At 44.0% G+C, this 12,987-nt stretch carries 13 protein-coding genes and 1 tRNA gene; 3 read left to right on the top strand and 11 right to left on the bottom strand.

Features of this window, described 5'->3' with window-relative positions; genetic code table 11:
• Positions 1–36: 36 nt before the first annotated feature.
• The 3 genes from Q0110_RS03550 (at position 37) to mazG (ending at position 3,941) form a co-directional block, all read left to right on the top strand.
• Positions 37–951, top strand: coding sequence for an RluA family pseudouridine synthase (locus tag Q0110_RS03550; protein WP_297902629.1), 915 nt, complete (start codon positions 37–39; stop codon positions 949–951).
• Positions 952–969: 18 nt separating this feature from the next.
• Positions 970–3,060: a cytochrome c biogenesis protein CcdA gene (locus Q0110_RS03555; protein ID WP_297902632.1), complete on the top strand. Its 2,091-nt coding sequence runs from the start codon at positions 970–972 to the stop codon at positions 3,058–3,060.
• A 95-nt stretch (positions 3,061–3,155) separates the two neighbouring features.
• Positions 3,156–3,941 carry a nucleoside triphosphate pyrophosphohydrolase gene (mazG, locus tag Q0110_RS03560; RefSeq protein ID WP_297902635.1) on the top strand — a complete coding sequence of 262 codons (786 nt, stop codon included), beginning with the start codon at positions 3,156–3,158 and terminating at the stop codon, positions 3,939–3,941.
• 110 nt (positions 3,942–4,051) lie between these two features.
• Here the strand turns inward: mazG and Q0110_RS03565 are convergent, their stop codons facing one another.
• From Q0110_RS03565 to Q0110_RS03615, 11 genes are all read right to left on the bottom strand, one after another.
• A complete protein-coding gene (locus Q0110_RS03565; protein ID WP_297902638.1) occupies positions 4,052–4,525 on the bottom strand; it encodes a hypothetical protein in 474 nt (157 codons plus the stop codon).
• Between the two features lie 47 nt (positions 4,526–4,572).
• On the bottom strand, positions 4,573–4,965 hold the full coding sequence (locus Q0110_RS03570; protein ID WP_297902641.1) for a hypothetical protein: 393 nt from the start codon (positions 4,963–4,965) through the stop codon (positions 4,573–4,575).
• 47 nt (positions 4,966–5,012) lie between these two features.
• A complete protein-coding gene (locus Q0110_RS03575; protein ID WP_297902644.1) occupies positions 5,013–5,564 on the bottom strand; it encodes a sigma-70 family RNA polymerase sigma factor in 552 nt (183 codons plus the stop codon).
• Positions 5,565–5,582: 18 nt separating this feature from the next.
• Positions 5,583–5,666: transfer RNA gene (locus Q0110_RS03580), tRNA-Leu, on the bottom strand.
• 143 nt (positions 5,667–5,809) lie between these two features.
• Positions 5,810–7,450, bottom strand: coding sequence for a chaperonin GroEL (gene groL, locus Q0110_RS03585; protein WP_297902646.1), 1,641 nt, complete (start codon positions 7,448–7,450; stop codon positions 5,810–5,812).
• 41 nt (positions 7,451–7,491) lie between these two features.
• The gene (locus Q0110_RS03590; RefSeq protein WP_005858788.1) at positions 7,492–7,761 is read right to left on the bottom strand and encodes a co-chaperone GroES; all 270 of its coding nucleotides are present in this window, start codon (positions 7,759–7,761) and stop codon (positions 7,492–7,494) included.
• A 390-nt stretch (positions 7,762–8,151) separates the two neighbouring features.
• The gene (hisS, locus tag Q0110_RS03595; RefSeq protein ID WP_297902672.1) at positions 8,152–9,507 is read right to left on the bottom strand and encodes a histidine--tRNA ligase; all 1,356 of its coding nucleotides are present in this window, start codon (positions 9,505–9,507) and stop codon (positions 8,152–8,154) included.
• Between the two features lie 154 nt (positions 9,508–9,661).
• A complete protein-coding gene (locus Q0110_RS03600; protein ID WP_297902675.1) occupies positions 9,662–10,348 on the bottom strand; it encodes a zinc metallopeptidase in 687 nt (228 codons plus the stop codon).
• Positions 10,349–10,468: 120 nt separating this feature from the next.
• Positions 10,469–11,740 carry an adenylosuccinate synthase gene (locus Q0110_RS03605; protein ID WP_297902677.1) on the bottom strand — a complete coding sequence of 424 codons (1,272 nt, stop codon included), beginning with the start codon at positions 11,738–11,740 and terminating at the stop codon, positions 10,469–10,471.
• A 33-nt stretch (positions 11,741–11,773) separates the two neighbouring features.
• On the bottom strand, positions 11,774–12,235 hold the full coding sequence (locus Q0110_RS03610) for a transcriptional repressor (protein ID WP_297902680.1): 462 nt from the start codon (positions 12,233–12,235) through the stop codon (positions 11,774–11,776).
• A 55-nt stretch (positions 12,236–12,290) separates the two neighbouring features.
• Positions 12,291–12,986 (bottom strand): DNA alkylation repair protein, encoded by a 696-nt coding sequence (locus Q0110_RS03615; protein WP_297902683.1) that lies wholly within the window; start codon positions 12,984–12,986, stop codon positions 12,291–12,293.
• Between the last annotated feature and the right edge of the window lies 1 nt (position 12,987).

Raw genomic sequence — 12,987 nt, forward strand, 5'->3', positions numbered from 1 at the left:
AAATGCCTGTATCTTCGCGTACTATAAGAATTAGATATGAGAAAGCGATCTGAGTATAAAAGAGGGGATAATCAATGTAAACCCTCCAAAGAACGACGGGTAACGGTGGCAGAAAGTAACACTTTGCTACCTTTCTTGTTCGAGTTATTAAAAGAACAAAGCCGTTCCTCAGTGAAGGGATTACTGAACAGGGGGCAAATCTCGGTAAACGGGAAAGTCACCCGGCAGTTCGATACCCCACTGGCCCCTAACGACACAGTCGGGGTTAACTATGGAAAAGGGAAGGTGGAATTCAACAATCCGCTATTAAGGATTGTTTGGGAAGATGATGATCTCATCGTAATCAATAAGAGGGAAGGTTTGCTATCGGTATCTACCGATCGTGTCAAAGAACGTACGGCCTATCGCCTATTAAGCGATTACGTGAAACAATCCGATCCGCATAACAAGATATTCATCTTGCACCGCTTGGATCGGGATACATCCGGTATCATGATGTTCGCCAAGAATCAGAGGGTGAAAGAGCAACTTCAATCCAACTGGAGTGAAATGATCACCCGACGTACCTATGTCGCTGTAGTAGAAGGGCGACCGGAAAAAGATACCGATTTAATCGTCTCCAATCTTGTAGAGAACAAGAACATGCAAGTATTCGTAACTTTGGAAGGAGACGGGAAAGAGGCAATCACTCGCTATCACTTGTTGCAAACGAATAATCGCTATTCGCTCCTAGAGTTGGAACTGGAGACGGGACGTAAAAACCAAATCCGTGCCCAGATGCAATTCATCGGTCACCCGGTAGTCGGTGATACGAAATATGGGGCAGAGACAAATCCCGCAAGACGGTTAATGCTTCATGCCCGTAAACTCTGTTTCATCCACCCGGTGACGGGAGAGGAAATGTGTTTTGAGACCCGGATTCCGGATATCTTTTCATCAACATCAAAGTAACTTTAGCAATAAATTAAAATGAAGAAGCTCATCAGTTCAATCACGCTGGCGCTCATTGCGTTAATAGCGCAGGCACAAATACTTACCCCTGTCAAGTGGAAAATTAAATTAGACGACAAGGACGGTATGCCTGAGAAAGAGATAGTCTTTACCGCCACGGCAGACAAAGGTTGGCACCTGTATGACATGAACCTACCGGAAGGAGGACCAGTATCCACGTCTTTCATATTCGAGACACTGAATGGGGCAGAACTGATAGGCCAGCCAATTCCTTCCGTAAAACCGACTACGGTCTACGACGAGCAATTTGCCATGAACTTGCGTTGGTATCCGGGTACGGTATCGTTTATCCAAAAATTGAAAGTCACCGATCCCACAAAATTCAAGGTAGAGGGTGAGGTGGAATTTATGGCTTGTAATGATGAGACTTGCCTTCCCCCGGATCAAATACCTTTCTCCTTTGATAAGAAAAGCATCCATGTAGATACGGCAATGGCTGCTAATAGCCCGGATACAGAGGCAAACAAAACCAACACAACGGTCGCTCAACCGGATACTCAGGTCGTAGCGGAAGATCCCAATGAGCCGAAAGCATCGGACTCCGTCGTTAAAGAGACGACTTCCACTACAATGTCTCCTAAATTGTCCGGTAACCTAACTGACAATCCGGCCCTTTGGTCTCCAGTGATCGATCAATTGAAATCATTTGGCGACTCTACCGTGTCGGCTGCAGATACATCTTGGTTATTTATTTTCTTCGCGGGTTTTCTGGGTGGATTGATCGCTTTACTGACCCCTTGTGTATGGCCGATGATTCCAATGACGGTAAGTTTCTTCTTAAAACGTACGAAAGATCGCAAAAAGGCGATTCGCGATGCCATCACCTATGGATTATCTATTATTATAATCTATTTGGTTATGGGATTGTTGATCACTGGTATTTTCGGGGCTAGCGCATTGAATGATTTATCAACGAACGCTATCTTCAATATTATATTCTTCTTGTTGCTGGTTGTATTCGCAGTCTCTTTCTTCGGAGCCTTCGAGTTGGTTCTACCCGCCTCATGGACAAGTAAACTAGACAGCAAGGCAGATTCAACGACCGGAATATTGAGTATCTTCTTCATGTCGTTCACGCTCGTACTGGTATCTTTCTCCTGCACAGGTCCGATTATCGGTACATTGTTGGTACAAGCTGCTTCTATGGGTACGGCGATAGGGCCGGCTATCGGCATGTTTGGTTTCGCTTTGGCATTATCCATTCCGTTCAGTTTCTTCGCCATCTTCCCGAACATGTTGCAAAGCATGCCGAAATCCGGTGGATGGCTGAACTCCGTGAAAGTCGTGCTGGGCTTCCTAGAGTTGGCTCTAGCATTGAAGTTCCTTTCTGTAGCGGATTTAGCTTACGGTTGGCGTTTACTAGACCGCGAGGTATTTATCGTACTTTGGATCGTGATCTTTATCCTATTGGGTGCCTACCTATTAGGAAAAATCAAGTTCAGCCATGATAGCGAATTAAAATATGTATCTGTTCCTCGTTTGTTCATGGCGATTATCTCTTTCGCTTTCGCCATTTATATGGTCCCGGGGCTTTGGGGTGCGCCGCTGAAAGCGATCAGTGCATTTGCTCCTCCTTTATACACGCAAGATTTTAACCTATACAAGAACGAAGTACATGCCGCATTTGATGATTATGAATCCGGTATGGCTTATGCCAAAAAAGTAAACAAACCTGTCATGATTGATTTCTCTGGTTTTGGCTGTGTAAACTGTCGTAAGATGGAGGCTTCCGTTTGGACCGATCCCAAAGTGAAACAGCTCTTGGAGAATGACTACGTATTGATCACTCTCATGGTAGATGATAAAACAAAACTTCCACAACCAATCGAGATACAGGAGAACGGAAAGACTCGCAAGTTGAAAACAATCGGCGATAAATGGAGCTATCTGCAACGAAGTAAGTTCGGCGCTAACGCCCAGCCATTCTACATCTTGCTGAATGACGAGGGGCAACCGCTCGGACCTTCATACGCATTCGATGAGAATGTTTCTAAATATATCCAGTTCCTTCAAAACGGATTGAAAGAATTCAAGAAAGAACAACAATAAAACAAATGGCGGTGTGTCAAGGTCGTAGTCCGAATCTCGGTACTTTTATTTTGACACACCGCCATTTTTATGATTATCAAGAATAAATGAATAATATGGTAACTAGAGAAGAAAAAATGGAAGCCTTCGGGCAATTACTCGATATCTTGGACGAGTTACGAGTAAAATGCCCTTGGGACCGTAAACAGACAAATGAAAGCCTGCGCACGAATACGATCGAAGAGACCTATGAATTATGTGAGGCCTTGATGCGCAAGGACAATACAAACATAAAAAAAGAATTAGGAGACCTGTTATTGCACATCATCTTTTACTCCAAGATCGGTGAGGAAAAAGGGGCCTTCGATATCAAGGATGTTTGCGACAGCCTTTGCCAGAAACTGATCTACCGCCATCCGCATGTATTCGGAGACACTTCTGCCGACACAGCACAAAAAGTAGAGCAAAGCTGGGAACAACTCAAGTTGAAAGAAAAAGGAGGTAATAAAACCGTGCTGGAAGGTGTACCCGCCTCTTTGCCTTCTGTGGTAAAAGCACATCGTATCCAAGACAAAGCCCGCAACGTGGGGTTCGACTGGGAACAACGAGACCAAGTATGGGATAAGGTACAAGAAGAATTCGATGAGTTGAAAACCGAGATTGATAAGATGGACGCTGATAAGATGGAAGCAGAGTTCGGAGACCTCTTCTTTAGCTTGGTCAATGCCGCCCGCCTGTATAAAATAAATCCGGACAACGCCTTGGAGCGCACGAACCAAAAGTTTATCCGTCGCTTTAATTACCTAGAGGAACATACAATCCAAGAAGGTCGTTCCCTGAAAGATATGACATTAGAAGAAATGGATCAACTGTGGAATGAAGCCAAGGCCAAAGGCTTATAATACCGAGACAAGGGAAAAACAAAAGGGGAACCGACATCACGTCGCCACCCCTCCCTTAACTTAAACGCCAAAACTAAATCTAAACAAAAAACACAAATAATGATAATATTTTACTTTTTCTGTTTTTCTTCTTTCTTATTATCTCGACCATTCTTCATAAAATCCCGGACAAACTTATACTCCGCATTTCGGTATCTACAAATTTTCTCCGCAGAAAGTATCTTTTTGAATCTTTCGAAATACTCTTTCTCCAACTGCGCTTCTTTAATCCCAGCATTCAGACATTCATCTATCACCTTATTATAATCAGCGTCTGTCAGATTCTTCTTATGTCGAATTTCTTTTGATAATTTACGACATTCTCGCCCTACCTCAAATTTTTTCTGTCGCAACTCATTGCATAAAGGAATAAATTGTGCAGCCTCCTCCGGTGTCAATCCAACCTCTGCCGTAATAAAAGCATTTCGTCTTGCTTCGAATGCCTCTCTATCAAAATGTCTTTGCTCTTTCTTCTCTTGTGCCGCAGCATTGAAAGAGAGCAAAACCGAAATCGCCACAAATGTAATAAAAAATATTTTATTCATACAAGTATTATTACAAAAATCTTCGATCTAAATTGTTATTTTAAACTTTATTCAGAATAGGATAGTTCCTCGGCCAAGAGATAATTGGCATATTGGGTTTCTAAATACTCCAAGTACTCCTCATCTTCTTCTGCTTCGATAGCGTCTAAAGACGTTGTCGAGACTTCCGTCCGGACCAACAAAGAATCAGACGCAGTACTGTCGCCGGAACCATCTATTCCTACGATTGCCTTGAAAAACAAACCAAGACCCGCAAATACCGCAGCCATATACAACCATGGACGAACACGATCCATCAAGGATATCTGCCTCCCTCTCTCTTCCTGCTTCTCCGGGAGCTGGCTCATAATCCGCTCCGTAAGCCCTTCCATATACCCTTCAGGTACAACGAAAGGATTTATACCTTTCAGGCGATCTAGGTTGTTTTCTTCTTTTTTCATACTTTTTCTCTTTTTATATTGCTTTGACAGCAATTCGGTCAAATGGTTTAAAGTTCTTTTGTTAAAAACTCCTCGATTTTTCTTACCGCATGATGGTATGAGGCCTTCAAAGCCCCGACAGAAGTTCCCAATATCTCGGATATTTCCTCGTATTTCATATCCTCATAATACTTCATATTGAAAACCAAACGTTGTTTTTCCGGCAAGGTAAGAATAGCTCTTTGCAATCTCATCTGTACTTCGTCACCATCGAAGTATTCGTCACCTTTCAAGCGTTCCAACAAAAAAATATCCGTATCGTCTATAGATACGTTATTCATGTTCCGCTGTTTATTTAAGAATGTAACGCACTCATTGATCGCAATCTTATAAAGCCACGTAGATAATTTTGCCTCTCCACGAAAAAGCTCAATATTCATCCAAGCTTTTAAGAATGTATTTTGAAGCAAGTCGTTTGCATCCTCATGATCCAGTACCATCTTTCGTATGTGCCAATACAACTTCTCGCCATACAAGCTTACGACCTTAGCGAAGGCCTCACGTTGTCGGGACGGTTCCCGAAGTTGTACTACAATTTCGTCTTCTGTATAGGATTGCATTTTTTCTATTTTGGGAAGTGCCCAGAACAGGACTCGAACCTGCACGATCGCAAAACCACTCGCACCTGAAACGAGCGCGTCTACCAATTCCGCCACCTGGGCTTTTAAAATCATTCTGAAGCGCAACCTATCGGTATTGCGCATACAAAGGTAATCGTTTTTTCCGATTTACAAGCAAAAGGATATAAAAAAAGCGACCATCCCTTTCGGAACGGCCGCTCATATCATTAATCACGGGAGTTTGATTACATCATACCACCCATGCCACCACCCATACCCGGATTCATCGGGGGCATAGCAGGAGTCTCTTCTTTCTTCTCAGCGATCACGCACTCTGTAGTCAAGAACATACCTGCGATAGAAGCTGCGTTCTCCAATGCTACACGAGTTACTTTAGCCGGATCAATTACTCCAGCCTCACACAAGTTCTCGAAGCAATCTTTACGAGCGTTGTAACCGAAGTCGCCCTTACCTTCTTTCACTTTCTGAACGATAACGGCACCTTCCTTACCAGCGTTAGCCACAATCTGACGAAGCGGCTCCTCGATAGCGCGCTTAACGATCTCGATACCTGTAGTCTCGTCCTCGTTATCACCCTTCATGCCTTCCAAAGCCTCGATAGCACGGATATAAGCTACACCACCACCAGGAACTGTACCTTCCTCGATAGCCGCACGAGTTGCGTGCAATGCGTCATCCACACGGTCTTTCTTCTCTTTCATCTCAACCTCAGAAGGAGCGCCTACGTAAAGAACCGCTACACCGCCGGCCATCTTAGCCAAACGCTCTTGTAATTTTTCTTTATCGTAATCAGATGTAGTGTTCTCCATCTGGATCTTGATCTGGCCGATACGAGCTTGGATAGCTTCCTTGTCGCCAGCGCCGTTTACGATCGTCGTAGTATCCTTGTCTACCGTGATCTTCTCGGCGGTACCTAACATATCCATCGTAGCACCTTCCAATTTCAAGCCTTTCTCCTCAGAGATAACCGTACCACCTGTCAATACGGCGATATCTTCCAACATAGCCTTACGACGGTCGCCGAAGCCCGGAGCCTTAACGGCACAGATCTTCAAAGAACCACGCAGACGGTTCACTACCAATGTAGCCAAAGCCTCGCTATCGATATCCTCGGCAATGATCAAAAGAGGACGTCCGCTCTGTACAGTCGGCTCAAGGATAGGAAGAAGGTCTTTCAATACGGAGATCTTCTTGTCATAGATCAAGATATACGGATTCTCCATCTGGCACTCCATCTTCTCTGTATCTGTTACGAAATACGGAGAGATATAACCGCGGTCGAACTGCATACCCTCAACTACATCAACAGTAGTCTCAGTACCTTTAGCTTCCTCAACCGTGATAACACCTTCAGTCTTCACACGTTGCATAGCCTCAGCGATCAACTTACCGATAGCCTCGTCACCGTTTGCGGAGATCTTCGCTACGTGTTCGATTTTCTCGAACTTATCACCAACAGCCTCAGCTTGGCTAGCGATGCTCTCTACAACCTTAGCGACAGCCTTGTCGATACCACGTTTCAAATCCATTGGGTTTGCTCCGGCGGTAACGTTCTTTAAACCAACACCGATGATAGACTGAGCCAAAACCGTAGCTGTAGTCGTACCGTCACCAGCGTTATCGTTTGTCTTGGAAGCAACTTCCTTAACCAATTGAGCACCCATGTTCTCGAACGGGCAAGTCAACTCAACTTCTTTAGCAACCGTTACACCATCTTTCGTGATGTGAGGAGCTCCGAATTTCTTCTCGATAATTACGTTACGACCTTTCGGGCCTAATGTTACCTTAACGGCATTAGCCAATTCATCCACACCTTTCTTCAGAAGGTCGCGGGCATCCATATCGTATTTAATCTCTTTTGCCATGATTGTATTTCTTTTTTAATATTGTTATTTATAAAAATAAATTAGATAATCGCTAAAACGTCTGCTTGGCGCATGATCAAGTATTTCTCACCGTCTAGTTCGATTTCCGTACCTGCATATTTGCCATACAATACGTTATCACCAACTTTCACAACCATTTCCTCGTCTTTCGTTCCGTTACCTACGGCTACAATCTCACCCTTTAAAGGTTTTTCCTTTGCTGAGTCCGGAATAATAATTCCACCTAATGTTTTCTCTTCCGCAGCGGCCGGCTTAATCAGCACGCGATCTGCTAATGGTCTAATGTTCATTTTCTTGGTATTTTAAATGTTAATAATATTACGTTTTTAGTATGAACTTCACATTCACGCCTAAATCTATGCGAATAGTGTGCCAAACGGATTCTTCCCGGTTTGACTGACAATATTTCGGACGAAATGGACAAATACCCGAAAGAACGACTGACAACTTGTCCTTCTACTTCCTCAGAAGAAAGCTCAACCGATCGCCAGTACATTCATGGAACATGCTTTTTTGAATGGAATATAGGTATTATATGGACAATCATCATGAGTCCCATTGGCGGGAATCAGGGCAATACCGTTGCGCAGAGACAGACTACCTAATGAGTTTGAGTCTGTTTACATCCAGCCGTAGAGACATAGACACAATCTCCACGGCTAGACTATGACTCGTTTTTTCTAAAAACGCTCTATCAACTCTTCGACAGTCACAAGGGTTTGCTCACCCGTGAGCATATTCTTTAAGTTGATTTTATTCTCGGCGATCTCATTCTCGCCGACAATCGCGACAAACGGGATCTTCTTGGCATCCGCATAACTCATCTGCTTTTTCATTTTGGCAGACTCAGGATACAACTCCGTGCGAATACCCGCCCTACGGACTTTCGCTATTAAAGGCAACAAATAAACCTCCTCTTTTTGCCCGAAGTTCACGAACAAAAGCTGGGTAGTCTTCAAAGAGCCTTCCGGATACAAATCTAACTGGTTCAGAACGTCAAAGATACGGTCCGCACCGAAAGAGAAACCAACACCGGACACACCCTCCATACCAAACACGCCTGTCAGGTTATCGTAGCGGCCTCCCCCCGTGATGCTACCAATCTGCACATCCAAGGCTTTTACCTCGAAAATCGCACCCGTATAGTAGTTCAGGCCGCGGGCCAACGTCAAGTCCAGCTCTAGTTCCGCACGAATTGGAGTATGAGATATACGCTCCAAGATAAAATCCAATTCGGCTACACCTTTCAGACCGGTCTCAGACGCAGATAATACCTCTTTCAACGTGGCTATCTTTTCTTGATTCGATCCCTGCAACATAATGATCGGCTGCAAACGTTCGATTGCCTTCTCCGGTAATCCTTTGGAACGAAGCTCCTCGTTCACGTTGTCCAAGCCAATCTTATCCAACTTATCTATAGCGACCGTAATATCCACGATCTTATCTGCCTCACCTATGATCTCGGCAATACCGGAAAGTATCTTACGATTATTCATCTTTATGCACACCCGAATACCAAAACGATGGAACACCTCATCCATAATCTGGATCAATTCCACCTCATTGATCAAGGAATCGGAACCTACGACATCACCATCACACTGGTAGAATTCCCGGTAACGCCCCTTTTGCGGACGATCCGCACGCCAAACCGGTTGTATTTGATAACGTTTAAACGGGAAACTGATCTCATTACGATGTTGCACCACGTAACGGGCAAACGGAACGGTCAAATCGTAACGCAAGCCCTTCTCACAAGCCTTAGAAGCAAATCTCAGCGGATTCTTCTCCATCAACACCTCATCCGAGATCCCCGCGAAACAATCACCGGAATTCAATATCTTGAAAAGGAGCTTATCTCCTTCCTCGCCATATTTACCCATCAATGTAGAAAGATTCTCCATCGCAGGAGTTTCTATTTGCTGGAAGCCATACAGGTGAAACACTTCACGGATCGTATTGAATATATAATTACGTTTCGCCATTTCCTCCGGCGAAAAATCTCTGGTTCCTTTTGGAATGGAAGGTTTTTGCATGATTTTATGTTATTAATTATGGTTGTTCTGCCCGCAAAGGTAATGCTTTTGCTCGAAATAAATAAGAAAATAACAATGCCCATTGTCAGGTGTTAACAACGGGCATCATTAGCTCTTTACAATGGGCATTGTAAATCTCTTGCAACGGGCATCGTTAATCCCGGCTTCTTCCTCCCAAGAATATCATGATATAATATAATAATGTAGCCAACGAACCCAATGCCGCGACTACATACGTATAAGCGGCAGAACGCAATGCGTCTTCCGCTTTATCATGCGTATACACATTCGTTATACCCGCATTGCTCAACCATACCAACGCACGCTGACTGGCATTGATCTCGACCGGAAGTGTGATAAAGCTGAATAAGGTGGTCGAAGCGAACAAAATAATACCAAACAACAACAATTGCGGGAATACATTGATCATTAACATACCACCCAACAACACCCAAGTCATAATATTAGAAGCGAAACTAACCACCGGAACCAAAGCCGAACGCATTCTCAACGGAGCGTAAGCGGTAGCATGCTGCACCGCATGACCACACTCATGGGCGGCAACCGCAGCGGCGGCTATACTATTGCTGTAATAAACCGACTCGCTCAAGTTCACAGTCTGGTTCGCAGGATTGTAATGATCCGTCAAATGTCCGGGCGTGGAGATCACTTTTACATCATAGATACCATTGTCATGCAACATCTTCTCCGCGACATCTTTTCCCGTCATCCCATTGGGCATAGGAATTTTCGAGTACTTCTCAAACTTACCTTGAAGGCGGGACGATACCAGCCAACTCAATAACGCAAATCCAATAAATATAATCCAATACATGCTCATAGAAATCTATCTTATTTAGTTTTACAAAATAACGACAAAAAGTTTGCCAAAGCCAAAAATGGCAGGAGACACCCTTTGAGGTATGTGGTCTTCTGCCATTTTGTACGATTTATAACGGGTTTATTCCTCTGTATATCTGACAATCGTCTGCTCGCGATCCGGACCTACGGAAACGATCTTCACAGGTACGCCTAATTCTTCCTCCAAAAAAGATAGGTAAGCGTTGAACTCCTCGGGGAACTCATCCTCACTTTGCATCTTCGTCATATCCGTCTTCCAACCCGGTAATTCCACGTATACAGGCTCGATCGTATCATCGATCTCATACGGGAACTCGCTTATCTCGACACCATTCACCTTATAAGCCACGCAAGCCTTGATCGTATCGAAAGTATCCAATACATCGCTTTTCATCATGATCAATTGACTAACGCCATTGATCATAACCGCATACTTCAAAGCAACCAAATCAATCCATCCACAACGACGTTTACGTCCGGTTACCGCACCAAACTCATGGCCTAATTGCCCGATCTTATCTCCTACCTCATCAAACAACTCGGTCGGGAACGGACCGCTACCTACACGTGTACAATAAGCCTTGAAGATACCATATACCTCACCGATATTCCGGGGAGAAACCCCCAATCCCGTACAACATCCGGCACAGATCGTATTTGAGGATGTCACGAACGGGTAAGAACCGAAGTCTATATCCAACATCGTTCCTTGAGCACCTTCCGCCAAGACAGATTTACCTTCTTTCAAATAGTTATTGATGACATGCTCGCTATCGATTAAATTAAACTGTCTCAGATAGTTCAAGGCTTCCATCCATTGCGCCTCCATCTCGGTTATATCATATTCATAATTCAACGAACGCAAGATGGCTTCATGTTTTGCTTTAGCTGCCGCATACTTCTCTTCGAAGTTATGTAATAAATCGCCCACACGAACACCGTTACGGCTGATCTTATCCGTATAAGTCGGACCGATACCTTTTCCTGTCGTACCGATCTTTCCCGAACCTTTAGCGGCCTCGTAAGCGGCATCCAAGATTCGGTGAGTAGGTAAAATTAGGTGAGCTTTCTTTGAGATATAAAGCTGCTTGGTGATATCGTGACCACTTGCCGCCAACGCTTCCGCTTCCTGCTTGAACAATAACGGGTCCAGAACGACACCGTTACCGATTACGTTTATTTTTCCACCTTGGAAAATACCGGAAGGAATAGAACGTAACACATACTTTTCCCCGTTAAACTCCAATGTATGTCCGGCATTGGGACCTCCTTGAAAACGAGTTACCACATCGTAATTCGGAGTCAGCACATCGACAACCTTACCTTTGCCCTCATCGCCCCATTGCAATCCTAACAAAACGTCTACTTTCATCTTTTCTATATTTATTATAGGCTATTAATATTCTCACTTACCAGACCTTTGCAATTTAAACTTGCATTTGCTGCACAGGCCATAAACGTACAAACAATAGTACTCCGGCGTAAAACGAGAAACTTTCAAGTTCCTCATATCCGCTTTCAACGTACTATTCCGCAACTCCCGAATGGCCCCACATCGCATGCAAATCAAATGCAAATGTGTGTCGGCGTAAATCCTTAACTCATACTGCACCGACTGGACGGTTATTTGATGACGCACCACCAGACCGGCATCGACCAGTACATCCAACGTATTGTAAAGCGTAGCCTTACTGACATGGAAGTTGTCTTGCTCCAATTTATTCGAAAGCATACACACGTCAAAATGTCCGGGAAAAGCACATATCTCCTTGAATATAGTATATCTTTCCTCGGTTTTCCGCAGTTTCTTCTCCGTTAGATATTCGGTAAACAACGCACACATTTCCGTGTAAACTTTCGCTTCCATCTCCTAAAGACCACACGAACGACAAAGTTAGCGCATTTATTTTAAACGCAAAGCCTTACCGATAATATTCAAACTCGAATTTTAATTCATTATAGATTTCCTGTAATTCCGGCGTGTTTCCCGTAACTTCTTGAAATTCCTTAAAACCGCTCAAGATCTTTTTTGAGTTCTTCTCGGATTGACGCCCGTAAAACTTCATGGCTAGAATTGACGCTTGTTTCTCTTTTAGCGTAGCCTTAAAATCCTCCGTCTCCGCTAGGCTTCTCAAGGTTTCCACCCAGAAAGATTCCAAAACCACAGTCGATAAGCTACCTCCTCGCTTAAAATTCTCGGCCCAAGTAAGGAAAGCTACCGTACGGGCGAACTCATTCTCTTTATCCATAATCAGATCAAACGTGAAGTCTTCCATATAGGGTAAATGAACGAACAAGTTCCTGCAACAATGTTCCGCAATCTCTAGATAAGGAATTTCCTTGACCCAACGTTTCGCCTCATCAGGAAGTAACGTCTCGGCGGGTTGGAGAAATGTCGCCAATATCTTAAACTCACGAATATCTTCTCTCCACAGGGCTGCCGCCAATTCTCCACTCGGCTTATGATTACGAGCGATTTCTCTAATCTCGGGGTATGGAACCCCGAAATTCAACTTATACACAATCCCCTTCTCACGCATACTCGTAGAAATCACCCCATTCATCGCCAGACGAAGTTGCTTGCGAATCTCTCTTATCTCGTCTTGTAAATTTTCCATC

The sequence above is a fragment of the uncultured Parabacteroides sp. genome (genome assembly GCF_947855115.1).
Taxonomy (GTDB): Bacteria; Bacteroidota; Bacteroidia; order Bacteroidales; family Tannerellaceae; genus Parabacteroides.

Coding starts and splice junctions, on each gene's coding strand:
- Q0110_RS03555 (WP_297902632.1), top strand. CDS start 970: ATGAAGAAGCTCATCAGTTCAATCACGCTGGCGCTCATTGCGTTAATA.
- Q0110_RS03570 (WP_297902641.1), bottom strand. CDS start 4,965: ATGAAAAAAGAAGAAAACAACCTAGATCGCCTGAAAGGTATAAATCCT.
- Q0110_RS03600 (WP_297902675.1), bottom strand. CDS start 10,348: ATGAGCATGTATTGGATTATATTTATTGGATTTGCGTTATTGAGTTGG.
- Q0110_RS03605 (WP_297902677.1), bottom strand. CDS start 11,740: ATGAAAGTAGACGTTTTGTTAGGATTGCAATGGGGCGATGAGGGCAAA.
- Q0110_RS03590 (WP_005858788.1), bottom strand. CDS start 7,761: ATGAACATTAGACCATTAGCAGATCGCGTGCTGATTAAGCCGGCCGCT.
- Q0110_RS03575 (WP_297902644.1), bottom strand. CDS start 5,564: ATGCAATCCTATACAGAAGACGAAATTGTAGTACAACTTCGGGAACCG.
- mazG (WP_297902635.1), top strand. CDS start 3,156: ATGGTAACTAGAGAAGAAAAAATGGAAGCCTTCGGGCAATTACTCGAT.
- hisS (WP_297902672.1), bottom strand. CDS start 9,507: ATGCAAAAACCTTCCATTCCAAAAGGAACCAGAGATTTTTCGCCGGAG.
- Q0110_RS03610 (WP_297902680.1), bottom strand. CDS start 12,235: ATGGAAGCGAAAGTTTACACGGAAATGTGTGCGTTGTTTACCGAATAT.
- Q0110_RS03550 (WP_297902629.1), top strand. CDS start 37: ATGAGAAAGCGATCTGAGTATAAAAGAGGGGATAATCAATGTAAACCC.
- Q0110_RS03615 (WP_297902683.1), bottom strand. CDS start 12,986: ATGGAAAATTTACAAGACGAGATAAGAGAGATTCGCAAGCAACTTCGT.
- Q0110_RS03565 (WP_297902638.1), bottom strand. CDS start 4,525: ATGAATAAAATATTTTTTATTACATTTGTGGCGATTTCGGTTTTGCTC.
- groL (WP_297902646.1), bottom strand. CDS start 7,450: ATGGCAAAAGAGATTAAATACGATATGGATGCCCGCGACCTTCTGAAG.